Annotated in this window: 22 protein-coding genes and 1 tRNA gene; 10 read left to right on the top strand and 13 right to left on the bottom strand. The window is 62.2% G+C overall.

The window, feature by feature from the left end; genetic code table 11:
- Positions 1-3: 3 nt before the first annotated feature.
- Positions 4-588, bottom strand: coding sequence for an HNH endonuclease (locus tag ACR3EL_RS07670; RefSeq protein ID WP_170338473.1), 585 nt, complete (start codon positions 586-588; stop codon positions 4-6).
- Positions 589-801: 213 nt separating this feature from the next.
- Between ACR3EL_RS07670 and ACR3EL_RS07665 the strand changes: the two genes are divergently transcribed.
- Together ACR3EL_RS07665 and ACR3EL_RS07660 are read left to right on the top strand one after the other, a co-directional pair.
- Positions 802-1,407 carry an rRNA large subunit pseudouridine synthase E gene (locus ACR3EL_RS07665; protein ID WP_170338471.1) on the top strand — a complete coding sequence of 202 codons (606 nt, stop codon included), beginning with the start codon at positions 802-804 and terminating at the stop codon, positions 1,405-1,407.
- 31 nt (positions 1,408-1,438) lie between these two features.
- On the top strand, positions 1,439-1,864 hold the full coding sequence (locus tag ACR3EL_RS07660; protein ID WP_480721058.1) for a VOC family protein: 426 nt from the start codon (positions 1,439-1,441) through the stop codon (positions 1,862-1,864).
- A gap of 10 nt (positions 1,865-1,874) precedes the next feature.
- On the opposite strand, the gene ACR3EL_RS07655 is transcribed toward ACR3EL_RS07660, so the two are convergent.
- A complete protein-coding gene (locus ACR3EL_RS07655) occupies positions 1,875-2,540 on the bottom strand; it encodes an alpha/beta hydrolase (RefSeq protein ID WP_170368478.1) in 666 nt (221 codons plus the stop codon).
- The gene (locus tag ACR3EL_RS07650; RefSeq protein WP_480721055.1) at positions 2,537-3,169 is read right to left on the bottom strand and encodes a DNA-3-methyladenine glycosylase family protein; all 633 of its coding nucleotides are present in this window, start codon (positions 3,167-3,169) and stop codon (positions 2,537-2,539) included. The genes ACR3EL_RS07655 and ACR3EL_RS07650 overlap by 4 nt, the downstream gene beginning before the upstream one ends.
- A gap of 97 nt (positions 3,170-3,266) precedes the next feature.
- Between ACR3EL_RS07650 and ACR3EL_RS07645 the strand changes: the two genes are divergently transcribed.
- Positions 3,267-4,493, top strand: a complete 1,227-nt coding sequence (locus ACR3EL_RS07645) for an MFS transporter (protein ID WP_170338464.1) — start codon at positions 3,267-3,269, stop codon at positions 4,491-4,493.
- On the opposite strand, the gene ACR3EL_RS07640 is transcribed toward ACR3EL_RS07645, so the two are convergent.
- Genes ACR3EL_RS07640 through cysS form a run of 3 tightly spaced genes read right to left on the bottom strand, consistent with a single transcriptional unit; the run spans position 4,494 to position 8,304 of the window.
- Entirely contained in the window at positions 4,494-5,270 is a 777-nt protein-coding gene (locus ACR3EL_RS07640; RefSeq protein ID WP_170339454.1) for a squalene/phytoene synthase family protein, read from the bottom strand.
- 2 nt (positions 5,271-5,272) lie between these two features.
- Positions 5,273-6,907 (bottom strand): citramalate synthase, encoded by a 1,635-nt coding sequence (gene cimA / locus ACR3EL_RS07635; protein WP_170338462.1) that lies wholly within the window; start codon positions 6,905-6,907, stop codon positions 5,273-5,275.
- Positions 6,904-8,304: a cysteine--tRNA ligase gene (cysS, locus tag ACR3EL_RS07630; protein ID WP_170338461.1), complete on the bottom strand. Its 1,401-nt coding sequence runs from the start codon at positions 8,302-8,304 to the stop codon at positions 6,904-6,906. Before cysS ends, cimA begins: the two co-directional genes overlap by 4 nt.
- Positions 8,305-8,569: 265 nt before the next feature.
- Here cysS and ACR3EL_RS07625 point away from each other — a divergent pair, with 265 nt between their 5' ends.
- The gene (locus tag ACR3EL_RS07625) at positions 8,570-9,757 is read left to right on the top strand and encodes a pyridoxal phosphate-dependent aminotransferase (protein ID WP_170338460.1); all 1,188 of its coding nucleotides are present in this window, start codon (positions 8,570-8,572) and stop codon (positions 9,755-9,757) included.
- 17 nt (positions 9,758-9,774) lie between these two features.
- Here the strand turns inward: ACR3EL_RS07625 and ACR3EL_RS07620 are convergent, their stop codons facing one another.
- A complete protein-coding gene (locus ACR3EL_RS07620; RefSeq protein ID WP_170338459.1) occupies positions 9,775-10,293 on the bottom strand; it encodes an outer membrane protein in 519 nt (172 codons plus the stop codon).
- Between the two features lie 416 nt (positions 10,294-10,709).
- Between ACR3EL_RS07620 and ACR3EL_RS07615 the strand changes: the two genes are divergently transcribed.
- Positions 10,710-12,254 (top strand): trimethylamine methyltransferase family protein, encoded by a 1,545-nt coding sequence (locus ACR3EL_RS07615; protein WP_170368482.1) that lies wholly within the window; start codon positions 10,710-10,712, stop codon positions 12,252-12,254.
- A gap of 51 nt (positions 12,255-12,305) precedes the next feature.
- On the opposite strand, the gene ACR3EL_RS07610 is transcribed toward ACR3EL_RS07615, so the two are convergent.
- Both ACR3EL_RS07610 and ACR3EL_RS07605 read right to left on the bottom strand, forming a co-directional pair.
- Positions 12,306-12,551, bottom strand: coding sequence for an EF-hand domain-containing protein (locus ACR3EL_RS07610; protein WP_093962168.1), 246 nt, complete (start codon positions 12,549-12,551; stop codon positions 12,306-12,308).
- A 542-nt stretch (positions 12,552-13,093) separates the two neighbouring features.
- The gene (locus tag ACR3EL_RS07605; RefSeq protein ID WP_170338456.1) at positions 13,094-16,720 is read right to left on the bottom strand and encodes a vitamin B12-dependent ribonucleotide reductase; all 3,627 of its coding nucleotides are present in this window, start codon (positions 16,718-16,720) and stop codon (positions 13,094-13,096) included.
- 522 nt (positions 16,721-17,242) lie between these two features.
- On the opposite strand from ACR3EL_RS07605, the gene ACR3EL_RS07600 reads away from it, so the two are divergent.
- A complete protein-coding gene (locus tag ACR3EL_RS07600) occupies positions 17,243-17,683 on the top strand; it encodes a hypothetical protein (protein WP_367646342.1) in 441 nt (146 codons plus the stop codon).
- 6 nt (positions 17,684-17,689) lie between these two features.
- Here ACR3EL_RS07600 and ACR3EL_RS07595 read toward each other — a convergent pair.
- The 4 genes from ACR3EL_RS07595 to pdxH all read right to left on the bottom strand — a co-directional run bounded on the left by ACR3EL_RS07595 (position 17,690) and on the right by pdxH (position 19,538).
- Positions 17,690-17,766 (bottom strand) — tRNA-Pro (locus tag ACR3EL_RS07595).
- A gap of 43 nt (positions 17,767-17,809) precedes the next feature.
- Positions 17,810-18,271, bottom strand: coding sequence for a DUF192 domain-containing protein (locus tag ACR3EL_RS07590; RefSeq protein ID WP_170339450.1), 462 nt, complete (start codon positions 18,269-18,271; stop codon positions 17,810-17,812).
- A gap of 12 nt (positions 18,272-18,283) precedes the next feature.
- Positions 18,284-18,811 (bottom strand): cold-shock protein, encoded by a 528-nt coding sequence (locus tag ACR3EL_RS07585; protein ID WP_093962172.1) that lies wholly within the window; start codon positions 18,809-18,811, stop codon positions 18,284-18,286.
- Positions 18,812-18,932: 121 nt separating this feature from the next.
- Positions 18,933-19,538, bottom strand: a complete 606-nt coding sequence (gene pdxH / locus ACR3EL_RS07580) for a pyridoxamine 5'-phosphate oxidase (protein ID WP_170338455.1) — start codon at positions 19,536-19,538, stop codon at positions 18,933-18,935.
- A gap of 135 nt (positions 19,539-19,673) precedes the next feature.
- Here pdxH and fabI point away from each other — a divergent pair, with 135 nt between their 5' ends.
- From fabI to ACR3EL_RS07560, 4 genes are all read left to right on the top strand, one after another.
- Complete coding sequence (gene fabI, locus ACR3EL_RS07575; RefSeq protein ID WP_170338454.1) at positions 19,674-20,480, top strand: enoyl-ACP reductase FabI; 807 nt, start codon at positions 19,674-19,676, stop codon at positions 20,478-20,480.
- A gap of 4 nt (positions 20,481-20,484) precedes the next feature.
- On the top strand, positions 20,485-20,994 hold the full coding sequence (gene gpt / locus ACR3EL_RS07570; protein WP_170338452.1) for a xanthine phosphoribosyltransferase: 510 nt from the start codon (positions 20,485-20,487) through the stop codon (positions 20,992-20,994).
- Positions 20,995-21,034: 40 nt separating this feature from the next.
- Positions 21,035-22,210 (top strand): aminotransferase, encoded by a 1,176-nt coding sequence (locus ACR3EL_RS07565; protein WP_170338451.1) that lies wholly within the window; start codon positions 21,035-21,037, stop codon positions 22,208-22,210.
- Between the two features lie 81 nt (positions 22,211-22,291).
- On the top strand, positions 22,292-24,133 hold the full coding sequence (locus tag ACR3EL_RS07560; RefSeq protein WP_170338449.1) for a peptidyl-prolyl cis-trans isomerase: 1,842 nt from the start codon (positions 22,292-22,294) through the stop codon (positions 24,131-24,133).
- Positions 24,134-24,143 lie beyond the last annotated feature (10 nt).

The raw sequence follows: 24,143 nt of genomic DNA, 5'->3' as shown, positions 1-24,143 counted from the left end.
CTATTAGGCGTCCAGTTCCGCGTCCCAGTACAGAAAGTCGATCCAGCTTTCGTGCAGGTGGTTCGGCGGAAATTTCCGTCCGATATTCTGCAGCATTATGGCGTCAGGCTGCCGAGGCGGCTTGCGCAGGCTCATCCCCGCCTGACGCAGCGATTTCGACCCCTTGCGCAGATTGCATGGACTGCAGGCGGCCACCACGTTCTGCCAACTGGTGACGCCCCCTGCTGCACGCGGCACGACATGGTCGAAAGTCAGTTCGCCCCGGCTGCCGCAGTACTGGCAGCGGAATTCATCCCTCAGAAATAAATTAAAGCGCGTGAAGGCCACGCGCTTTCTGGGTTTCACATAGTCTTTCAGGACAACCACCGACGGTATTCGGATCACCGTACTCGGGCTGCGGACCACTTCGTCATACTCGGCGACGATATCGACCCGGTCCAGCCAGGCGGCCTTTATCGCCTCCTGCCAGGGCCACAGCGACAGCGGATAGTAGGAAAGCGGGCGGTAATCGGCGTTCAAAACCAATGCCGGATGGTGCTTGAGGGCACCTGGCTCCCTGACAAATTCGGTCCTGAAATCTCCGTCCATGGCTGAATCGCTCCTCGCTCTCGGCTGCCTGTATGGGACACCAGAGCGGGGAGCACCCGCCCCGGTCTTAACTTAACTATATATCGTGTTAAAACTCTGACAAGTCCTGTTTTTCCACAACATCTCGGTAACGGACTATTCCGAATCCGTAACAATCACGTGACAGTTATCCACAGCTTGCGCAGGTCCGGAACTGAGAGTAAGGCGGAGCTCATGTCATGGTTCATCCGCTTCAACAAACCCTTTGACGTGCTGCCGCAGTTCACCGACCGGAAAAATGCCGAGTCGCCCCGCAGCACCCTGTCGGATTTCATCGACCTGCCGGGGGTCTATCCGGCCGGGCGGCTGGACCGTGACAGCGAGGGGTTGATGCTGCTGACCGACAATGGGCGGCTGCAATCCCAGATCTCGGACCCCAAGCACAAAATGCCCAAAACCTACTGGGTTCAGGTCGAAGGAATCCCGGATGCGGCGGCCATCCGGGCCCTGCGCGACGGGGTCGAGTTGAATGACGGCATGACCCGCCCAGCCAAGGCGCGGCTGATCGACGAACCCGAGGGCCTGTGGCCACGCACGCCCCCGATCCGCGAACGCAAGTCGGTGCCGGATTGCTGGCTGGAACTGACGTTGCGCGAGGGGCGCAACCGTCAGGTGCGCCGCATGACGGCCGCTGTGGGCCACCCCACCCTGCGCCTGATCCGCGCCCGGATCGGAGACTGGACGCTGGACGACCTCGCCCCCGGCAGCTGGGACAGCCTGCCGATGCCCGTTCTGGAAACCGCCCCCCAACGCAAGCGGGACCGGCGTCCGCGGCGGTGACTATTTCAGCGATGTCCGTTATAATAGCGTCATGAAAGTAGCAGCCGGAATCCCGTCGCCTTCGGGCATTCTCGAGGCCGCGCTGTATGTCGATGATCTGGACGCCGCCGAACGGTTCTATGGCGAGGTTCTGGGCTTGGAACGCATTCAGCGCGTCGAGGGCCGGCACGTGTTCTTCCGGGTCGGCACCTCGGTGTTGCTGTTGTTCAACCCGGACCAGACGGAACAGCCTGCGACCAATCCTGACCTGCCGGTGCCGCCGCATGGTGCGCGCGGTCCGGGGCATGTGTGCCTCATCCTGACCCGCGACCAGATCGCGTCGATGCGCAAGCATCTGCTGGACTGGAACGTCCCGATTGAGGCCGAATTCGACTGGCCCAACGGGGCCCGGTCGCTCTATGTACGCGATCCAGCCGGAAATTCGGTGGAGTTTGCCGAGGGGCACCTGTGGGGGTGACCCAGCCGCGTTACAGGCTCAGCTTGTCCCGCATGAAGGCCAACGCGACGCCCAGCCCGTCGGGTGCGATACCGTGGCCGGTGCCCTTCATGATGTGGGCATAGACCTCCTTGAAGCCCGCACGCTGCAGGGCCTCGGCGGCCTCGGGCAGCGATTGCGGCGGCACCACGTCATCGGCATCGCCATGGACCAGCAGCACCGGCATCCGGCTGACCACCTCGTCGGCCAGCAGGTCAGGCTCCAGCAGGCGGCCGGAAAACGCGATCACGCCAGCCACCGGATCTTCGCGACGCGGGGCCACGTGCAGGCTCATCATGCTGCCCTGGGAAAAGCCGAACAGCACCACCTGCTCGGGCAGCACGTCTTCGTCCACCATCAGGGCGTCCAGGAAGGCGTTGAAATCCTCGACTGCCATTTCCATGCCGCGCCGGGCCTCTTCTTCGGACGAGCCGTCGATCCACGGGATCGGAAACCACTGGAACCCGTTGGGCATGCCGGGGATCTGCTCGGGCGCGTCGGGGGCCACGAACAGCGTGTCGGGCAGGTGTTCGCCCAAAACATCCGCAAGGCCCAGCAGATCGGCCCCGTTGGCGCCATAGCCATGCACGAACACCACGACCGAGCGCGTGTCGCCCGAAACCGGCTCTTTGCGGAGCGCGTTCAAAACCCGTGTCATCTGATCCCTTCCCTATCCTTGGCCACGCGGTAATAGGCCCACAGAACCCGGGCTGCAACCGACCGCCACGGCGACCACACTTCGGCCATCTGCCGCAGCGCCTTGTCGGTCGGCCGATCCGGCAGGCCGTACAGCATCCGCGCGGCCTCCTGCAGGGCCAGGTCGCCCGGCGCGATCACATCCGCCCGCCCCAGCGAGAACATGGCATAGATCTCGGCCGTCCAAACCCCGATGCCCGGCACCTGTGTCAGGGCCGCAATGACCACGTCATCGGGTGCCTCGCGCAGGGCCTTGTAGTCGATCCGCGCCTCGGCCAGCGCCCGGGCATACCGGATCTTCTGGCGGCTCAGCCCCACTGCACGCAGATCGTCGTCGGTGGCCCATTTGATCTTGCGTGGCCCGGTCAGGCCCGCCTGCTGCATCCGCCTCCAGATCGCGTTGGCCGAGGCCACGCTGACCTGCTGGCTGACGATGGCGCTGAGCAGTTGCGCGAAGCCGTCAGGCCGGCGGCGCAAGGGCAACGGGCGGGTCAGTTCGATCGCGTGCGCCATGCGCGGACAGGCGTCAGACAGCCACTCGGCCCCTTCCGCAACGCATTCTGGTGTCTCGATAATTCGACCAACGGTCATGGCGGCTCCGGGTGGCGGTTCGGGGCGCAGGTTAGGCTGCTTTGTCGCATATGCAACCCGCTTGTATGTCTGTCGGTTCGCCGATACCCATTTGCGCATGACGATGACCAGCACCGCCCCCGACGATACCCGCGCCAAGCGCAACGTTGCCGTTCTGGTGGCGGCCCAGGCGATTCTGGGCGCGCAGATGCCGATGATCTTCATCGTCGGCGGATTGGCGGGCCAGTCGCTGGCCAGCAACGCTTGCCTCGCCACGCTGCCGATTTCGCTGATCGTTCTGGGTTCGATGCTGGCGGCCACGCCGGTCTCGGCCATCATGCAGCGCTGGGGCCGCCGCGCTGGGTTCCTCGTCGGCGCCACCGCCGGAGCGGTGGGCGGCGCCGTAGGCGCCTATGGCCTGTACCTGGGATCGTTTCCCGTGTTCCTGTTGGGCAGCCTGCTGACCGGCATCTACATGAGCGCACATGGCTTCTATCGCTTTGCCGCCGCTGATACCGCGTCGGACGCGTTCCGGCCGAAGGCGATCTCGTACGTCATGGCCGGCGGTCTGGCTGCGGCCATCATCGGGCCGCAGATCGTCAAACTGACCTCGCAGGCCTATGTCATTCCGTTCCTGGGCACCTATTTCGCGGTGATCGCGGTGAACGTCATCGGTTCGGTCCTGTTCCTGTTTCTGGACATTCCGACCCCCGACCGTCCGTCACAGGATGCACCCAAAGGCCGGTCGCGGCTCGAACTGCTGAAAACTCCGCGCATCGCCGTGGCCATCATCTGTGCCATGGTCTCATACGCGCTGATGAACCTGGTGATGACCTCGACGCCGCTGGCGGTCGTCGGCTGCGGCTTCTCCGAAGGTGATGCGGCGGATGTGGTCACCAGCCACGTTCTAGCGATGTATGTTCCCAGTTTCTTCACCGGCCATCTGATCGCCCGGTTCGGGGCCGAGAAGATGGTCGCCATCGGTTTGGCGGTTTTGGGCGGTGCGGGCGTTGTGGCCCTGCAAGGCGTTGAGGTCGAGAACTTCTTTCTGGCCCTCGTGCTGCTTGGCATCGGCTGGAACTTCGGCTTTATCGGCGCCACCAGCATGCTGGCGGCCGAGCACGAGGTGCATGAACGCGGCCGAGTGCAGGGCCTGAACGACCTGCTGGTGTTCGGCGGCGTGACGATAGCGTCGCTGGCCTCGGGCGGATTGATGAATTGTTCGGGCGGATCCCCGGTCGAGGGATGGACCGCCGTCAACCTGGCGATGGTGCCGCTACTGACCTTGGCGGGCGGCGCGCTGCTGTGGCTGGTGCTCAGACCCCGCGAGGCCAAACTCTCCTGATCACCACCGACCGGTCGAAGCCGTCCAGATCAGTGACACGCGCCGTCGGATTTCGCCCACGTCCAGCGCACCAGCAGCGACCCGACCAGGCTCAGCCAGCACACGACGCAGGACACGGTCTGCCTGCCAGCCGACAAAAAGCGCAGGGCGCGCCTGATCCGAAACATCGGCGCGCCGTGCTCGCGCCGCGGACATCCTGTCCAGCGCGCGCTCGGCCAACTGGCGCACCCCGTTCGGCGTCCCGTCCAACAGGGGAATGCGCCCGCGGGCTTCAAGCTCGGGGATGGCGCGGAACCAGTTCGCCACACCGACCGCGTAGCCAAAGTCGCGCAGGACCGTTTCGTCGGCGGCACCCAGGGCTTGCGCCGAGGCGACCATGAGCGACCCTGCGCTGTGGGTGAGGTAGGCCTCGAAGTGTTCCTCATCCTCGAACGGATCCCGGTAGATATCCCAACGCCTTACGGCCACGAATTCATCCAGCATCGCCGCCAGATGCGGGGACAGGACGCGCGACAGGGGCGTGACCACCTCGTGCCGCCGCACGGAGGGCCCTTCGGCGATCTCCTGCAGTGCGTCGCGCCACCATTGCAGGCGCATTTCCGCGATCATCGGCTCTTGGGTGACCCACGGCGCGCGGGCGACCTCGATGTTCATCGCATAGATCGGAAACAGCACGGCCCGCGCCGGCACCGGCGCCGCCATCGCGGCCATGAACCGATCGGGGTCGGCCCGGTGGACCAGCGCCGCGCAGGCCTTGACGTCGTCGTCGAAGGGCACGCTCACTCGGCCACCACCGATTGCGGGCTGCAATCGCGCACCAGCTTCCACTGGATCGCATCCAGCAGCGCCTCGAACGAAGCATCAACGATGTTCGCGCTGACCCCAACCGTGGACCAGCGCCGTCCCTGCCCGTCTTCGCTGTCGATGATGACGCGGGTCACCGCCTCGGTCCCGCCCTGGGTGATGCGCACCTTGAAGTCCACCAGGTGCATATCGTCCAGGATCGGCGAGTACTGCCCCAGATCCTTGGCCAAAGCTTTGGCCAGCGCGTTCACCGGGCCACGGTCGCTACCGTTTTCGTCCATCGACTCGCTGACCGACAGCTTCTTCTCGCCATCCACCTTCACCACGACGACCGCCTCGGACAGGCTGACCATCTGGTTGTACTTGTTCTTGCGCCGCTCGACCGTGACCTTGTAGCGCTTGACCTCGAAGAATTGCGGCAGCTGGCCCAGTTCATCGCGGGCCAGCAGCTCGAAACTGGCCTGCGCGGTATCATAGGAATACCCCTCGGCCTCGCGCGCCTTGATCCGTTCCAGAATGCGCCCCAGCGCCGGGTCGCCCGGCTCTACCTGCAACCCAGCCTCGGTCAGGCGTTTGCGCAGGTTCGACTGGCCCGCCTGGTTCGACATCGGAATGATCCGCGCATTGCCCACGGTGGCCGGATCGACATGTTCATAGGTCGACGGATCCTTGAGGATCGCGCTGGCGTGCAGCCCCGCCTTGTGCGCAAAGGCCGAGGCCCCGACATAGGCCGCCTGTTTGCTGGGCACCCGGTTCAGGATGTCATCCAGCATGCGGCTGATGCGGGTCAGACCGGTCAGCGCGTCGCGGTTGACGCCGATCTCGAAGGCCGAGGCATAGGGCTCCTTCAACAGCAGCGTCGGGATCAGGGCGGTCAGGTTGGCGTTGCCGCAACGCTCACCCAGCCCGTTCAACGTGCCCTGGATCTGGCGTGCGCCGGCATCCACGGCCGCCAAGGAACAGGCCACAGCATTTTCGGTGTCGTTGTGGGTGTGGATGCCCAGCCGGTCGCCGGGGAAGCCCGCGGCGACCAGGTCGGACACGATCCGCCCCACTTCGGCCGGCAGCGCGCCGCCATTGGTGTCGCACAACACCACCCAGCGGGCACCGGCCTCCAGCGCCGCCTGGCAGACCTGCATCGCATAGGCGGGGTTGTCTTTGTAGCCGTCAAAGAAATGCTCGGCATCGAACAGCGCCTCGCGCCCCTGCGCCACGATATGCGCGACCGAGGCGCGGACGTTCTCGACATTCTCCTCCAGCGAGATCCCCAGCGCGTCGGTCACGTGATAGTCATGCGACTTGCCCACCAGACAGACCGCCCGCGTGCCGGCGTTCATGACGGCGGCCAGCACGTCGTCATTCTCGGCCGAGCGCCCGGCCCGCTTGGTCATGCCAAAAGCGGTCAGGCGGGCGCGCGTCTTTGGCGCAGTATCGAAAAACGCGCTGTCGGTGGGGTTCGCGCCGGGCCAGCCGCCTTCGATATAGTCCACCCCCAAAGCATCCAGCGCCTGCGCGATCTGGACCTTTTCGGCGGTCGAGAACTGAACGCCCTGCGTCTGCTGCCCGTCGCGCAGCGTGGTGTCATAGAGGTACAGGCGCTCTTTGCTCATTCCACGCCCTCCAGCCTGCTGGCGTCAAAGCCCGCGCCGGGCACCAGTTCGACCCCGTCCTTGCTCATCCGCACTTCCAGACCAGCCGCCAGATAGACGGCCTTCAACCGATCCACTTCCGAGAAATCCTTGGTCTGCATCGCCTCGGCCCGAACACGGGCCAGCCTGTCGGCATGGGCCGACAGATCCACGCCGTCGGTTTCGGCCCAGCCCCCCATCTCGGATTCCAACAGGCCCAAGACCCGCGCACTGGCCAGCAAGGTAGCGGCGTCGCCGTCCGAGGCCAGGCGATGCAGCTCGGCCAGGGCGCCCGCAGTGTTGAGGTCATCGGCAAGCGCCGCGATCACCGCGGGCGCCGCGCTGGCTGCGGGTTCAATGCCCGCAGTCAGCGCCCGCCACTTGCGCAACGTGGCCTCAGCCTCGCGTGCCTTCTTCTCGGTCCAGTCCATCGGCTTGCGATAGTGGGTCTGCAGGAAGACGAACCGGATCACCTCGCCCGGCACGCCCTGATCCAGCAGGTCATGCACGGTGAAGAAATTGCCCAGCGATTTGGACATCTTCTTGCCTTCGACTTGCAGCATCTCATTATGCAGCCAATAGCGCGCAAATTCGCCGTGCGGATGGGCGCATTTGCTCTGGGCGATCTCGTTTTCGTGGTGCGGGAACATCAGGTCATTGCCGCCGCCATGGATGTCGAAACTCTCGCCCAGCAACTCATAGCTCATGGCCGAGCACTCGATATGCCAGCCCGGACGCCCCCGGCCCCAGGGCGACTCCCAACCGGGCAGTTCATCGTCCGAGGGCTTCCACAGCACGAAATCCATCGGGTTCTTCTTGTAGGGCGCCACCTCGACTCGCGCGCCTGCGATCATGTCATCGACCGACCGGCCCGACAGCTTGCCATAGTCGTCGCGCCAGCTGTCCACCGCAAACAGAACATGCCCCTCGGCCTCATAGGCGTGACCCTTGGCGATCAGGTCCTCGATCATGGCGATCATCTGGTCAATGTACCGCGTGGCCCGCGGCATCTGGTCGGGCTCCAGCGCCCCCAGCGCGCCCATGTCATGCAGGTACCAGCCGATCGTCTCGTCCGACCGCTCCTGCACCAACTGTTCGAGCGTTCCTTCGGCCCCGGCCTGCTTGCGCGCCAGGGCCGTCGCGTTGATCTTGTCATCAACGTCGGTGAAGTTGCGCACATAGGTCACATGCTCGGGCCCGTAGACATGACGCAGCAGGCGATACAGCACGTCAAACACCACCACCGGCCGCGCGTTGCCCAGATGCGCCCGGTCATACACGGTGGGTCCGCAGACATACATCCGCACGTTGTCGGGATCGATCGGAACGAAATCTTCCTTCGTCCGGGTCCACGTGTTGTGCAGTTTGATCGTCGTCATGCGTCTGGCTCCTGGATACAGCAATAGCGTGCGCGTTGACGCGGGCTTAGCAACTTGTCTCAGGGAAGAAAACGAAAGAAACCGGCCCGCGTGAAAGTTCAGCAGGGAATGCAGCAGATAATGATGCAGGTCTTCCGGTTCATGGCCCATCGCATAGCACGCCCGGTCCCGCGCGCCAAGACTTCTGTTGCCAACCGGGGAAGCTGATTGACAAATCACCGCGGCTCTGACCCATTCGGCGGGCTTGCTGCAACGGAGGCGCGCCATGAAACTTTCGCACCGCATCACGCATCTGACCGGAGGAGGTTCGGACGGGTGGGACGTGTTCTATCGTGCGCGCCGCATGATCGCCGAAGGCCAAGCCGTGACCGAGCTGACCATCGGCGAGCATGACATCCGCACCCACCCCTCGATCCTGGCCGAGATGGACCGGTCGGCGCGCGCGGGCCATACCGGATACGCCATGGTTCCAGGCACCGATCTGCTGCGCGATACCGTGGCCGCGCGGGTGCAGACCCGGACGGGCGTTCCCACCACGCGCCACAACGTGCTGATCACCCCGGGCGGACAGGCCGCGCTGTTCGCCGCGCATATGGCCGTGTGCGACCCGGGCGATGTGGGCCTCTATCTCGATCCGTTCTACGCCACCTACCCCGGCACGATCCGCGGGGCCGGCGCGATCGCGCGCGCGGTTCAGACCCGAGCCGAGGACGCCTTTCAACCCGACGCGGCCATGATCGCGGAACAGGCCAAGGGTGCCGCTTCGCTGCTGATCAACACGCCGAACAACCCGACCGGGGTCGTCTATTCCCGCGAGACCCTGACCGAGATCGCCGATCTGTGCCGCGAACGCGACATCTGGCTGATTTCGGACGAGGTCTATGACACGCAGGTCTGGGACGGCGCGCACCTGTCGCCCCGCGCCCTGCCCGGTATGGCCGACCGCACCCTTGTCGTGGGCTCGATGTCGAAATCCCACGCCATGACCGGATCACGCTGCGGTTGGATCGTCGGCCCCGAAGAGGCCATCGACCATTTGATCAACCTCGCCACGCACACCACCTACGGGGTTCCGGGATTCATTCAGGACGCTGCCAGCTTTGCGCTGACCGCCGGGGACGAACTGGAGGAAGAGGTCGCGGCTCCCTTCCGCCGCCGCCGCGCCTTGGCGATGCAGGTTCTGGCCCGACAGAACACCGTGGGCCTGATCCCGGCCCAAGGCGCGATGTATCTGATGCTGGACATCCGCGCGACGGGGCAAAGCGGCGAAGACTTCGCCAATGCGCTGCTGGACACCCACGCCATCGCGGTCATGCCCGGAGAAAGTTTTGGCCAAGCCGCCGCAGGGCATGTGCGTGTGGCCATGACCATTGACGATGACCGGTTCGCCGCCGCCCTTCAGACCCTATGCGATTTCGCCGCCCGGCTAGCGGGTCAGACAGCGGCCGAGTAACTGCAGACGGGTTTCGTTCAGAACCGGAAGGTCGTGCGCAGATTGAAGGTGTTGGTGTCCAGATCGCCGCGCGACCGCGTGACATCGTTGAAATTCTGCCGCAAGGCTTCGCCACTGATGATCAGCCGGTCACTCAGAGGATAGGCTACGCCGATCCCGTAGACGGCCGCCGTGTCGCTGTCGCCCGAAGTATTCGCCCGCGCGGCACCCACCACGACGTAGCCCAAAGCGGGCCCGAACTCGTACCCTCCGCGCAGTTTCACGCGGGACACGCTGTCCAAACTGCCCTCCGAGGCTCCTAAGTCGAGATTCAGCCGGTCATATTCCAACTCACCCCCGACGACGAAGCTGCCCAGATCCAGATCGTATCCGATATTCGCACCGATGCTGCCCGAATTGCCACCGCTGCCGCCAGGACCGTCCGCGTCGGTATAACCGAAGGTGAACCCGGCATAAGCACCCGTCCAATCCTCGGCCAACGCCACCTGCGCCGCTGGAATCAGCAGGACCGACAGCAAGGCGCGGATCAGTTTCATGCAGCCCTCCGAGTTTTCATTCAGCACCCTTTGCGATTGCAACAGATGCGGTGATGTGCACCTCAATTAAACATGTGCTTTGGTGCCGTCAGATCAATTCAAGTCACGCAATTCTTAACAATAAGTAATGGAAGCATAACATATTTCGCCCTTTGCGTGAGGATTTCCTGCGGCGTTCATCGAACTTCCAAGTTTTCGAGGTCAAAAGCGACATCGGTCGCAAACAGGACAGATTGCTTGCGCGGACCCTGACACCATTCGTCGCAGGAGTTGAGGACCACATGCCAAACGATATCTGGAAGATCTGCCTGATCAGCCGCACCATCGGTGCCGATCGGGGGCGTGCGGCTCGAGGGCGGCCGTGACGGGTTGAAGCTTCCCCCTTTTGACCTGACTTTCAATTTGGAATCCTCACCATGAACGACCAATCCCGCTCAACGTCCCGCAGTGGCGGCCGCGCCGCCCGTCGGGCCGCCCGTGCCGCGGCCTTGCCCGAACATCTGCGCCCCGTCCGCCCGGGGCTTGAGGGCGGCACCTACAAACCGCTCAGCAAACAGGACATGGAGCGTATTCACTCCGCCGCGCTCGATGCGCTCGAAACCATCGGTCTGGCCGACGCACCACCCAGCGGGATCGATTACCTGGTCAATGCCGGCTGTACGCTGGGCGATGACGGACGCATCCGTTTTCCCCGTGCGCTGGTCGAGGACACGATCGCCCGCGCCAACCGCTCGGTCACGTTGTACAGCCGCGACGGCAAAACCGATCTCGAACTGACCGGGGGACGTGTTCATTATGGAACCGCCGGAGCAGCCGTCAGCATGGTCGACGCCCAGGGACGCAATTACCGCGACTCGACAGTGCAGGACTTGCACGATGCCGCGCGGATTTGCGAACAACTGGACAATATCCATTTCGTGCAGCGCCCCATGGTCTGCCGCGACATCACCGACAACCGCGAAATGGATCTGAACACGATTTATGCTTGTTGTTCTGGAACTTACAAGCATATCGGAACATCCTTCACAGACCCCAGCTATGTAGCTCCGGCCATGGAAATGCTGCATATGATCGCTGGCGGCGAGGACAAATGGCGTGAGCGGCCCTTCGTCTCGAACTCGAACTGCTTTGTCGTGCCACCGATGAAATTCGCGACCGAGAGCTGCCAGGTGATGGAAGAATGTATCAAGGCGGGGATGCCCGTCCTGTTGCTATCCGCTGGGATGGCGGGCGCCACGGCCCCGTCAACGGTGGCTGGTGCGATTGTCCAGGCTACGGCGGAATGCTTGGCCGGTCTGGTTTATGTAAACGCCGTAAGCCCAGGCGCTCCGGCGGTTTTTGGCACTTGGCCCTTTGGCCTTGATCTCAGGACCGGTGCGATGAGCGTCGGGTCTGGCGAGCAGGCCCTGTTGACGGCAGGCTGCGCCCAGATGCACAAATTCTATGACCTGCCCGGCGGCGCTGCAGCAGGTGCTTCGGACTCCAAACTGCCCGACATGCAAGCCGGATGGGAGCAGATGTGTTCCAACGTCATGGCCGGGCTGTCCGGCCTGAACATGGTCTACGAAGCAGCGGGCATGCACGCTTCGCTGCTGGGTTTCTGCTTTGAAAGCCTGATCCTTGGTGACGATCTGATCGGTCAAGCCCTGCGATGCGTTCGTGGGATCGAGGTCACGGACGACACGCTGGCGCTGGACCAGATCGTGTCGGTCTGTCTCGGTGGCCCGGGTCACTACCTGGGTACCGACGCAACACTCAGCCGTATGCAGGCTGACTATGTCTATCCGGCGCTTGGCGACCGGACCTCGCCCAAGGAATGGGCCGAGCTGGGCAAGCCGGACCTAGTCGAAAAGGCCACCGCACGCAAAGAAGAGATCCTTGGCGCCCCGTCTCCGGCGCGTTTCGATCCGGTGCTGGATGCGGAACTCAGAAGCAGGTTCAACATTCACTTGCCTGCATAACAAATTGAAAAGCAGCCCAGATCACTCTGGGCTGCCTCGTGCTTCAAGCTGTTAACCGTTGCTGGGCGGCAGCAGACCGGCTTCTTGCGCGGCTGCAATTTCGGCTTCATCCAAAGCGCCGTCACCATTCGCGTCCAAAAGCGAGAACGCATCGGCATCCATGTCGGGCACAACGGCCTGAACCTCTTCGATGGTCAGAACACCGTCGCCATTTGCGTCAGCCGAGCTCTGCGCGAATGCAAGCGCAGGGAACCCGAGGGCAACTGCGGCCAGAACGGCCAGTTTCTGAGAGTTCATTGTCAGTCTCCTGATAGGGGGTTTGTGGTAGTCTGTCCGGACAGGCACACCAAACACCCGCTCAGCCGCACTGTCATCGGCCGAAGAGATTTTCCCGCAATTCGCGCCAATCCCTGCCCGTTTGGGCCATTTGGATTCGCAAGCTTTCGCTGCGCCAAGCCGTCCGCCAGCGCATCGGCACAACTTCCCTCATCGGTACCCCTGTTCCCGGCAATCCGCCGCTCAGCCTGACCGAGTCGCAAAAAAAGAAAGGGGGCCGAAGCCCCCTGTCAGTTTTGCCGTCCAGGCTCAATTCGTTGACCGCCCGGTGTTTTTTTGCCTGCGGCCTGGACTGCACATGGGACGAGCGCACCCGCCCCGTGAGAGAGTGGGAAGGACCGATATTCCGCCCCACCCTGTTCCCGGCCAGCACGGGCATGCCGGCCGAGTGGACCAGGGCAACCTAGGGTAAGTCTCAGGTTTTGCCCTGCTCCGAATTCGTCGGGACCGGAAGTCCGGGGGGAAATCCAGGTCCCTACACCCCGCCTGGCGGGGCGTTTGCCTTAGCTACACCCGCTGGTTGCCCCGCAGGTGTTGCATTTCATGCAGGTGCCGTTGCGCACCAGCGTGTAGTTTCCGCATTCGCCACAAGGATCACCCTCGTATCCCTGCATCTTGGCCTTTGTCCGGGCATCCATCCCCGTAGCCGTTTCGGTGACGACGGTGGTTTCGCTCTTGGTTTCAAAGGTCACAGCCGCTTCGGACAGTCCGGTCGCTTCGGCGGCACCGTTGAACATCATCAGGTCCTGCGGCAAACGCTTGCGCAAATAACCGGTCGAACTGATCTGTTTCAGCACCTCGAGGGATTTCGAAGCCGCGCTGTCGCTGATCTCCGAGACGTTCGATACACCCTCTTCCTCGCCACGACCCAGGTCGTCGAATGTTGCGCCCTCGGGCTTCACATGCGCCAGGTCGGTGCGATCGAGGTACGACACGGCCAGTTCGCGGAAGATGTAGTCGAGGATCGACGTCGCGTTTTTGATCGAGTCGTTGCCTTGAACCATCCCGGCGGGTTCGAACTTGGTGAAGGTGAAGGCGTCGACAAACTCTTCCAGCGGCACGCCATATTGCAGACCGACCGAGACGGCGATGGCGAAGTTGTTCATCATCGCTCGGAAGCCAGCGCCTTCCTTGTGCATGTCGATGAAGATCTCGCCCAGTTGCCCATCTTCGAATTCGCCGGTGCGCAGATAGACTTTGTGCCCGCCCACGATCGCCTTTTGGGTATACCCCTTGCGACGGTGCGGCAGCTTTTCGCGGTGGCTGCGGATGATCTCTTTGACCACCACCTTCTCGACGACCTTCTCGGCCAATGTAACGGCCTTTTCCTGGATCGAGCCGCTTTCGAGGATTTCAGCCGCTTCGTCGTCATCCTCGACCAACGCCGCCGCCAGCGGCTGGCTGAGCTTGGACCCGTCGCGATACAGCGCGTTGGCCTTGACGCCCAGGCTCCAGGACAGTTCGTAGGCCTTCTGGCAATCTTCGATCGTGGCGTCATTGGGCATGTTGATCGTCTTGCTGATCGCGCCCGAGATGAAGCTTTGCGCCGCAGCCATCATGGTGATGTGGCTGTCAACACCCAGGAACCGCTTGCCCTTCTTGCCGCAGGGGTTGGCGCAGTCGAAGATCGCATAGTGCTCGGGCTTCAGATGCGGGGCCCCTTCCAGGGTCATGGTGCCGCAGACATGGTCGTTGGCCGCGTCGATATCCGACTTGCTGAAGCCCAGATGGCGCAGCATGTCAAAGGTCGGATCGTTCAGCTTGCTGGCCGGGATGCCCAGAACACCGGTACAGAAATCCTCGCCCAGCGTCCACTGGTTGAAGACGAACCGGATGTCGAACGCGCTTTCCAGCGCGGCGTCAATCTTGGCCAGCTCGTTCGGGCCGAACCCGTGACCGGTCAGCGAGGTGTGGTTGATCCCCGGCGCGTTGCCCAAGGTGCCGTGACCCACCGCGTAGGACACGATCTCTTCGATCTGGGCCGAGGAATAGCCCAGCTTTTCCAGCGCCGACGGCACCGAGCGGTTGATGATCTTGAAGTAGCCGCCCCCGGCCAGTTTCTTGAACTTCACCAGCGCAAAGTCGGGCTCGATCCCGGTGGTGTCGCAGTCCATCACCAGACCGATCGTGCCGGTCGGCGCAATCACCGTGGCCTGCGCGTTGCGATAGCCGTTCTTCTCGCCCAAGCTCAACGCTTCGTCCCAGGCACTCATGGCCAGATCGACAAGGCGTTTGTCCGGACAGTTGGCGTGATCCAGCGGCACCGGCTTGACCGAAAGCTTCTCATAGCCCTCGGTCACACCCTGCGCAGCGCGACGGTGGTTGCGGATGACCCGCAGCATATGCTCGGCGTTGCGCTTGTAGCCGGCGAACGGCCCCAGCTCTCCGGCGATCTCGGCCGAGGTGGCGTAGGCAACGCCGGTCATGATCGCGGTCAGGGCGCCACAGATCGCCCGACCCTCGTCCGAGTCGTAGCCATAGCCCATATTCATCAGCAGCCCGCCGATGTTGGCATAACCCAGACCCAGCGTACGGAAGTCGTAAGACAGCTGTGCGATCTCTTTCGACGGGAACTGCGCCATCGTCACCGAGATTTCCAGCGTCAGCGTCCACAGACGGGCCGCGTGCATGTAGTCGGCCGCCTGGAACTCGCCATCCTTCAGGAAGGTCAACAGGTTCATCGAAGCCAGGTTGCAGGCCGTGTCATCCAGGAACATGTACTCTGAGCACGGGTTCGAGCCACGAATCTCGCCGTCTTCAGGGCAAGTGTGCCATTCATTGACCGTGTCGTGGAATTGAATGCCCGGATCGGCGCAGGCCCAGGCCGCGTGGCCGACTTTTTCCCACAGATCCCGTGCCTTGACCGTCCGGGCAACCTTGCCGTCGGTACGGTTGATCAGCTCCCAATCGGCATCTTTTGCTACCGCCTTCAGGAAAGCGTTGGTCACACGGATCGAGTTGTTCGAGTTCTGCCCCGAGACCGAACTGTAGGCCTCAGAGTCCCAGTCGGTGTCATAGGTCGGGAACTCGATGCTGTCGTGGCCCTGCTTGGCATAATCCAGCACGCGCTTGATATAAGTCTCGGGGATCGCGACCTTTTTCGCTTCGCGGATCGCCGCTTTCAGCGCGTCGTTTTTCTTGGGGTCATAGGCGTCGTCCTGTGCGCCGTCCCAAGCGCGGATGGCCTCGAAAATGCCGTTCAGCATCTTCTCGTGCATCTTCGATCCAGCAACGATCGAGGCCACCTTCTGCTCTTCGATCACCTTCCATTCGATGAATTGCTCGATGTCAGGGTGATCTGCATCGACGATCACCATCTTTGCTGCCCGACGGGTTGTCCCGCCTGATTTGATCGCGCCAGCGGCGCGGTCGCCGATCTTGAGAAAGCCCATGAGGCCCGAGGACTTGCCGCCACCCGACAGCGCTTCGCCTTCTGCACGCAGATGGCTGAAGTTGGTCCCGGTACCCGAGCCGTATTTGAACAGGCGCGCCTCGCGCACCCACAGATCCATGATGCCGCCTTCGTTCACCAGGTCGTCATCGACCGACTGGATGAAGCACGCGTGCGGCTGCGGATGTTCATAGGCCGATTTCGACTTGGTCAGCTTGCCGGTTTTGTAGTCCACATAGTGGTGACCTTGGGCCGGGCCGTCGATCCCATAGGCCCAGTGCAGACCGGTGTTGAACCATTGCGGGCTGTTCGGCGCGGCGCGCTGGGTCGCCAGCATGTAGCGCATCTCGTCGAAATAGGCGCGCGCGTCTTCCTCGGTCGAGAAGTAACCGCCCTTCCAGCCCCAATAGGCCCACGCCCCCGCCAGGCGGTCAAACACCTGCTTCGAAGACGTCTCGCCGCCAAATTCGGCATCGTCGGCCGGAACCGAGCGCCACAAAAACTCGGGCACGTCCTTCTCACGGACTTTTTTCAGTTTGCTGGGAACGCCGGCCTTGCGGAAATACTTCTGAGCGATCACATCGCTGGCGACCTGGCTCCACCGAGAGGGGACCTCGATGTTATCAAGGCGGAACACGATCGTTCCATCCGGATTGCGGATCTCGGACGTGACGGACACGAAGTCCAACTCTGCGTATGCGTCCTGCCCTGCCTTGGTAAATGTTCTTTCAATCTTCATGTCCGCCGCCCTAGATCAATCAGCCCAAATTCGGTTGTCCGGCACCAATTCCATTTTTTGGCGGGGTGCCGCCCGCCTTGACCGCCGATCAGGGACGCTAAGGACCGGGCGCTGCCTTTGGCAGCGCAAACCCGTTCGCACGGTTGCACGTCAGTTTGGAGTGCTTTCCGACCCTCGCCCTATGCCAACTCCGGCTATTCCTACCAGATTTAGTGGCAACTCACTCGGCTCATACAATCTGGCGTATCTACCCATAGTTGGTCAACGGCATTTTTTGGCTCCGAACCAAAACTTTTCTGTTGACCGCAAAACCGCAGGATGGGCCAAGACAGAACGCGCCGATTCCTCCACAACGCTGTCCACAAAACCGTGCAGTTCGGTCAAATCGGATTTTCTTTTTTCCCGGCCCGGTTACGAGAAAATGGTCACCCGCCCGCCCGTGCCCCATACTGGGAGGAGAATCACCAATCTTCGTGGCAGCGCAACGCGACGCATCACGACACACAAAAGACGGAGTGCGCCGTGAAAACCTCGATTATCCGTTTGTTACCGGTTCTTACCTTGCTGGCCGCTTGCGCGACGCCGGAGCCGGAAAAGTCTTCACGCAGCGCTCAGTTCGCCGAATACCCCGATCAATTGTTCAGCACGTTCGAGATCAGCTGCGAAGGTCCGGAGGAACGGTTCACACGCCCCGAGCGCAGCAGTTTCGAGTGCCGTTCCTCTCTGCCTCCGGAAACCACCGCGTTCTTGATCCTCAACTATGACGGTTACCCGCAGGACTTGCCCAAAGGGGTGCGCCGCATGTCTTCAACCCGCAATCAGGCCGGTTACCGGGTCGATGCCGAGTTGTTTTTCCTGGTCCCCCAGAAGGACGGAGCGACGATCAAGGTTCCCGTCGAAAGCTCGGTTCTGGATGATGAATTGACACGGCTCTACCGTTATTTCGGTGGAACTCCGTTGTAAGGAAAGTGGTCGGGGCGGCGAGATTCGAACTCACGACCCCCTGTACCCAAAACAGGTGCGCTACCAGACTGCGCCACGCCCCGGACCGTGCGCCTTCCTAACGGCGTCATTCGGATTTGAAAAGCCCTAACAGGGCCAGATTGCAGAGCCTTGCGAAAAAATTTCGTGGCGCATGACCGTACCTGGTGCGATCGAGTAACGGGCGGCCAGTCCCGCATTGACCTCAAGGACCGCAAAGACCGAATCGCCGCCCTCGATTGGGGTCAGATCCCCCGGTACGGCGTCGGCATGAACACGGGTCACCACTCCAGTGCGATCCAGAAAGATCATGTCCAGCGGGATCAAGGTGTTCTTCATCCAGAATGCGACCGGCTGGGGCGGATCGAACACGAACAGCATCCCTTCGCCCTGAGGCATGCTTTCGCGGAACATCAAACCCTTTGCCCGCTCCTGCGGAGAAACGGCCAATTCGACCAGAAACCGGACCTGTGCCTTGTCATTGCGAAGGTCCACCCGGTCAGGCCGGCATTCGGCAAAGGCGCCTTGTGACAGAAAAATACTCAGAAGAAGACCGGCCAGAATCCGCATCACGCGCAGCGCTCAGTCATTGAGCGCGGATTCCCACGCAAGCACTTGCGCGGCCATGCGCCCCCGCTTGCCGTCGATGACCCGCATCGCCAGCGCCTCGCCCGGCTGGAGATCGGCCAACCCGGACCGGCGCAGAACTTCGATATGCAGAAACACGTCCTCGCTGCGGCCAAAGACATTGGCAAAGCCGAAACCCTTGCTCTTGTCGAACCACTTGACCCGCGCAGCCTCGAGCGGCGCATGCGCGATCTCATTGGGATCCATTTCGGCGAAATCCGCCAGCATCACCGAGTCGGCCCGTTCGGGCGGATCGATGCTCACGACCTCAACCGCTTGAACCCCACGATCGGTGCGGTGAGTCATGATCTCAATGCCCGCGCCATCCGCGACCGAACTTTGCCCGAAGTTCCTCAGAACGTTCACGTGCAGCAGGATATCAGGACCGCCATCGTCGGACACGACAAAGCCATACCCCTTTGCGGGGTCAAACCATTTTACGTGTCCACGAACGCGGTACATGCTGTTCAGGTCTTCTGGCACGGTGTTCCCATCACGAGATTCAAAGGGTCGTTAGGGGTCTGATGTGTATGGAAACGTCGGGCAAATTCAAGCTGAAAAAATTCAGACATTTCCGGGTGTTGCATTTCACGATACGCGAACGTCATGGATTCAACCTCTGTACGTTCCACTTTTGCTCGGACGGGTCGCGCCGCCAGCGGAACCTGTCGTGCAGCCGAAAGGCACCATCCGCCCAAAACTCGATTTCAACCGGCGTCAGCCTGTAGCCACCCCAGAATTCGGGCCTCGGCGGGTTGGATCCCAGCTTTGCCGTCACCTTTGCAACTTCGGCCATCAGGGCAGCCCGGCTGCTCAGAGGTTCCGACTGTCGCGATGCCCAGGCACCCAGCCGGCTTTTCAGCGAGCGTGACGCATAATATTCGTCGGCCAAGGGACCGTCTTCTTTGGTGATTGTACCACGAACCCGGATCTGACGCCGCAGTGATTTCCAGTGCATCACAAAGGCGGCTTTGCCGGCCGCATCCAGCTCTTGGGCCTTGGCACTGTGATAGTTGGTATAGAAAACGAAGGAGTCCGCCTCGATATCCTTCAGCAACACCATCCGTGCGTTCGGCATACCATCGGGGTCCACGGTCGCCAGGGCAATCGCGTTCGGATCGTTCGGTTCCGTCTTTTCGGCCTCGGCCAACCAACGGGCCGCGATCACGAACGGATCGTCACCGGCAAAGATGCCGTTTCGCTCACTCATGTCCATCCCCTGGAACGAATTGAACATGACCCTACGGCGAGAACCCGCCCCGGGCAAGAGTGCATGGCCTTGATGCAGCGCAATCAATGGCATAAACCAACGCAACACATCGCGACGACAGGCGGAGAACCGAACATGTCAAATCAGTTGATGGCCGGCAAGCGCGGCCTCATCATGGGACTGGCCAATGACAAATCAATCGCATGGGGAATCGCCCGCGCCTTGTCCGAAGCCGGAGCCGAACTGGCTTTCTCTTATCAGGGGGATGCACTGAAAAAACGGGTCGACCCGTTGGCGGCTCAACTGGGGAGCGAAATCGTCCTGCCGTGTGACGTCAGCAACGAAGAGTCGATCGATGAACTGTTCGCAGCGCTGAAAGAGAAATGGGGCAAGCTGGATTTCGTCGTCCACGCCATTGGTTTCTCCGACAAGAACGAACTTCGCGGCCGTTATGTCGACACGTCGCGCGCGAATTTCAAGCTGACGATGGACGTGTCGGTCTACTCTTTCACCGCGGTGATGCAACGCGCCGAGAAGCTGATGACTGACGGCGGCAGCGCCATCACCCTGACCTATTATGGTGCTGAGCAGGTCATGCCGCATTACAATGTCATGGGTGTTGCCAAGGCTGCGCTCGAGGCGTCGGTGAAATACCTGGCCGAGGACCTGGGCAAGGACAACATCCGCATCAACGCGATCTCGGCCGGGCCGATCAAGACCCTCGCCGCCAGCGGCATCGGCGACTTCCGCTACATCATGAAGTGGAACGAGTACAACTCTCCCCTGCGCCGCAACGTGACCATCGATGACGTGGGCAAATCGGCCCTTTATCTTCTGTCGGATCTCAGCAGCGGCGTAACCGGTGAAAACCTGCACGTTGACTCGGGTTATCACATCGTCGGCATGAAAGCCGTCGACGCGCCGGATGTGGAAAAGGGATAAGACCATGAGCGCAAAGGACCGCCTGCCCCACGAAAAAGGCTTTCATATCAGCTGGGACCAGATTCACCGCGACTCGCGCGCGCTGGCCTGGCGGCTGGACGGTCAGGGCCCCGATGACGGTGCTTGGCGCGCCGTCGTCGCGATCACGCGCGGCGGCATGGCACCGGCGATGATCGTCAGCCGAGAGCTGGACATCCGCACCGTCGATACCATCAGCGTCAAATCCTATCACCATCAGGAACGTGGCGAGGCAGAGGTGCTCAAGGCCCCCGATGCCGATCTGATGGGGGATGGTGAGGGCGTGCTGATCATCGATGATCTGGTCGACAGCGGCAAGACGCTGGAACTGGTGCGCAAGATGTACCCCAAGGCCCATTTCGCCACGGTCTATGCCAAGCCCAAGGGCCGCCCGATGGTCGATACCTTCATCACCGAGGTCAGCCAAGACACCTGGATCTTCTTCCCTTGGGATATGGCCCTGCAATATGTCGAGCCCTATCGCGGCACCGACTGATCCCACTTAACCACCACAAATCAGCAAGACCGGACACCCGATGACATTGACCCGCACCGCCGCCACCTTCGCCCCTCCGGTGATGGAGGCGCGGCGTTGGCTCGAAGGGGTCACGTTCTCGGATGACCGCCCGCTGATCAACGTCAGCCAGGCGGCGCCGGTCGATCCGCCGCCTCTGGCGCTGCGGCAGGCGATGGCCGATTTCGCGATCAATCAGGACGCCGCACATCTCTACGGCCCGGTATTGGGCAACCCCGATCTGCGCGCGGAGCTCGCGCGTGAGATCGGCGATCACTACGCTGCCGAGGTTCGGCCGGAGCAGACAGCCATCACCTCGGGCTGCAATCAGGCCTTTGCCTCGGTCATCTCGGCGATCACGGATCAGGGGGATGAGGTCATCCTGCCAACGCCTTGGTATTTCAACCATAAAATGTGGTTGGACATGGCCGGTGTCAAAACGGTTGATCTGCCGACCGGGTCGGACCTGCTGCCCGATCCGGAACAGGCGCGCGCGCTGATCACCAAGCGCACGCGCGCGATCGCGTTGGTCACACCCAACAACCCGGGTGGCGTCGAATACCCGGCGGATCTGGTCCGTGCCTTCTATGACCTGGCGCAACAGCATGGCCTGCGCCTGCTGGTCGATGAAACCTATCGTGATTTCGACAGCCGCAGCGGCCCGCCACACGCGCTGTTCCAGCAGCCCAACTGGGACCGGACGCTGGTGCATCTCTATTCCTTCTCGAAGGCCTACCGCCTGACCGGCCACCGCGTGGGCGCGATCGCCACAGGTGCGCCGCTGCTGTCCGAGGTCGAGAAATTCCTCGACACCGTCGCCATCTGCCCCGGCCAGATGGGCCAGTTCGCGGCGCTGTGGGGGATGCGGAACCTGTCGCAGTGGCTGGCGGGCGAACGCGCCGAGATTCTCGATCGCCGCGCCGCAATCACGCAGAACATGCCCCGCCTGACCGACAAGGGCTGGCGGCTGCTGGGTCTGGGGGCCTACTTCGCCTATCTCGAACATCCGTTCGACATGCCGTCGGACGAACTGGCGCGCAGATTGGTCTCCCAGGCCGGTATTCTGCTGTTGCCGGGTACGATGTTCATGCCCGATCACGACCCCGCCGGGAAACGCCAGGTGCGCATTGCTTTTGCCAATCTAGACCGTGCCGGAATCGGGCTATTGTTCGACCGCTTGCAGGCTCTGTCCTTCTGAGCTTGCCCCCCGGCATCCCGCGTCGTATTCAGGGCCGCAACAGTCACGGCAGAACCCTGCCGCAAGATCCAAGAGGGCACTATGGCCGCAGGCATTAATAAACTCTCCAAAACCTTCGTTTGGATTCTCATGGGCATGCTGATGCTGGGTCTTGCCGGTTTTGGCGCCGTCAACCTCAGCGGAACGGTACGCACTGTCGCCCAGGTCGGGGATGAGGACGTTTCGGTCGATGCCTATGTCCGCGAGCTGCAGCGGGAAATCCGCGCGGTCGAGGCGCAGACCGGTCAACCGATGCAGATGTCACAAGCCCGCGAGCTGGGGCTGGATCAGCGGGCCTTGGCGCGTCTGGTTTCGCTGGCAGCCCTGAACAACGAGGTCGCACAGCTGGGTGTTTCGATCGGTGATGCCAACCTGCAGAAGGAAATCGTCGGCATTCAGGCCTTTCAGGGCCCTGACGGATCTTTTGACCGCGAAGCCTACCGGTTCCAGCTGGAACAGATCGGCATGACCGAAACCGAGTTCGAGGAAGACCTGCGAAAGGAAACAGCACGGACAATTGTCCAAGGCGCGATGATGGACGGTGTTGAAATGCCCGCAATCATGACCAAAGCCTTGGCCGACTATGTTCTCGCTCGCCGCAGCTTTACCGTCGCAACTCTGTCGCCGGACGCTCTGACGACCCCGATCCCCGAGCCGACAGACGCCGAGATTCAAGCGTATTACGGCGCGAATACCGATCGGTTCACTCTGCCGCGCACCAAAAAGATCACCTACGCCGTTCTGTCGCCGGAGATGCTGCAGGATACGGTCGAAATCGACGAAGACGCGCTCAAGCGTCTGTATGAGCAGCGCAAGGACCAGTATCAGCAACCCGAACGTCGTCTGGTTGAGCGGCTGGTCTACCCCTCGGAAGAAGAGGCGACTGCGGCGATGGCGCAGCTGGAAGTCGGCGGGGCGGATTTTGAGCAGCTGGTACGCGAACGCGAACTTGAACTGAGCAGCGTCGATCTGGGTGATGTGACCCGCGAAGATCTGGGCGAGGCCGCGGATGCCGTTTTTGCCGCGGAGATTGATCAGGTCGTGGGTCCCCTGCCCTCGGTCTTTGGTCCGGCCCTGTTCCGGGTCAACGGATCGCTGGCCGAACAGAACGTGAGCTTTGAGGACGCCGAACCGGAACTGCGCGCAGAGCTGGCCGGCGAACGCGCCCGGCGCCTGATCGAAAGCCAGGCCGAAGATATCAACGACATGCTGGCCGGCGGCGCCACGCTGGAAGAGTTGGCCAACGAAACCGAAATGGAGCTTGGCAAGATTGACTGGACCCGCCAAAGCGACGACGGCATCGCCGCGTATGACGGCTTCCGCCAGGCCGCTCAGGCCGTCCGCGAAGATGATTTCCCGGAAATCGGATTCCTCGAGGATGGTTCGATCTTTGCCCTGCGGCTGGATGAGGTTCTGCCGCCGCGCCCCGAGCCGCTGGAGTCCGCTCGCGACCGCGTCGCCGCCGCATGGGTACAGGAACAGACGGCCAAGGCGCTTGAGGAACAGGCCAACGGCATCGTGACTCAATTGGCCGTCGACGGTGATTTCACGGCGACCGGTCTGCCATTCCGTGTCGAAAACGCGCTGACCCGTACCGCGTTTCTGGATAACGTACCGGCCGACTTCATGACCCAGATCTTTGAGATGGAGCCCAATGAGCTGCGCGTGATCGCGGGACCGGATGCGGCATTCATCGTTCGGCTGGACGAGGTTCTTCCGCCTGCGGAAACCGACGAACAGCGCCTGATGCAGGAAGCCGCTGCCGCTCAGCTGAACCAGGCACTGGCCCAAAACATCTTCGACATCTATGTGCGCGACGCTCAGACACGCGCGCGGCCGACCCTGGACCAGCGCGCGCTGAACGCGGTTCAGGCCAACTTCTGACCGGAACGAA

It is taken from the genome of Ruegeria sp. BJ3, from assembly GCF_056535665.1.
Note: the sequence above shows the minus strand (reverse complement) of the source record. Positions and strands in the feature narration are given on the sequence as shown.

Bases quoted from the DNA above. Each gene is read 5' to 3' on its own strand.
- ACR3EL_RS07670 (WP_170338473.1), bottom strand. From the start codon at position 588: ATGGACGGAGATTTCAGGACCGAATTTGTCAGGGAGCCAGGTGCCCTC.
- ACR3EL_RS07665 (WP_170338471.1), top strand. From the start codon at position 802: ATGTCATGGTTCATCCGCTTCAACAAACCCTTTGACGTGCTGCCGCAG.
- ACR3EL_RS07660 (WP_480721058.1), top strand. From the start codon at position 1,439: ATGAAAGTAGCAGCCGGAATCCCGTCGCCTTCGGGCATTCTCGAGGCC.
- ACR3EL_RS07655 (WP_170368478.1), bottom strand. From the start codon at position 2,540: ATGACACGGGTTTTGAACGCGCTCCGCAAAGAGCCGGTTTCGGGCGAC.
- ACR3EL_RS07650 (WP_480721055.1), bottom strand. From the start codon at position 3,169: ATGACCGTTGGTCGAATTATCGAGACACCAGAATGCGTTGCGGAAGGG.
- ACR3EL_RS07645 (WP_170338464.1), top strand. From the start codon at position 3,267: ATGACGATGACCAGCACCGCCCCCGACGATACCCGCGCCAAGCGCAAC.
- cimA (WP_170338462.1), bottom strand. From the start codon at position 6,907: ATGAGCAAAGAGCGCCTGTACCTCTATGACACCACGCTGCGCGACGGG.
- cysS (WP_170338461.1), bottom strand. From the start codon at position 8,304: ATGACGACGATCAAACTGCACAACACGTGGACCCGGACGAAGGAAGAT.
- ACR3EL_RS07625 (WP_170338460.1), top strand. From the start codon at position 8,570: ATGAAACTTTCGCACCGCATCACGCATCTGACCGGAGGAGGTTCGGAC.
- ACR3EL_RS07620 (WP_170338459.1), bottom strand. From the start codon at position 10,293: ATGAAACTGATCCGCGCCTTGCTGTCGGTCCTGCTGATTCCAGCGGCG.
- ACR3EL_RS07615 (WP_170368482.1), top strand. From the start codon at position 10,710: ATGAACGACCAATCCCGCTCAACGTCCCGCAGTGGCGGCCGCGCCGCC.
- ACR3EL_RS07610 (WP_093962168.1), bottom strand. From the start codon at position 12,551: ATGAACTCTCAGAAACTGGCCGTTCTGGCCGCAGTTGCCCTCGGGTTC.
- ACR3EL_RS07605 (WP_170338456.1), bottom strand. From the start codon at position 16,720: ATGAAGATTGAAAGAACATTTACCAAGGCAGGGCAGGACGCATACGCA.
- ACR3EL_RS07590 (WP_170339450.1), bottom strand. From the start codon at position 18,271: ATGCGGATTCTGGCCGGTCTTCTTCTGAGTATTTTTCTGTCACAAGGC.
- pdxH (WP_170338455.1), bottom strand. From the start codon at position 19,538: ATGAGTGAGCGAAACGGCATCTTTGCCGGTGACGATCCGTTCGTGATC.
- fabI (WP_170338454.1), top strand. From the start codon at position 19,674: ATGTCAAATCAGTTGATGGCCGGCAAGCGCGGCCTCATCATGGGACTG.
- gpt (WP_170338452.1), top strand. From the start codon at position 20,485: ATGAGCGCAAAGGACCGCCTGCCCCACGAAAAAGGCTTTCATATCAGC.
- ACR3EL_RS07565 (WP_170338451.1), top strand. From the start codon at position 21,035: ATGACATTGACCCGCACCGCCGCCACCTTCGCCCCTCCGGTGATGGAG.
- ACR3EL_RS07560 (WP_170338449.1), top strand. From the start codon at position 22,292: ATGGCCGCAGGCATTAATAAACTCTCCAAAACCTTCGTTTGGATTCTC.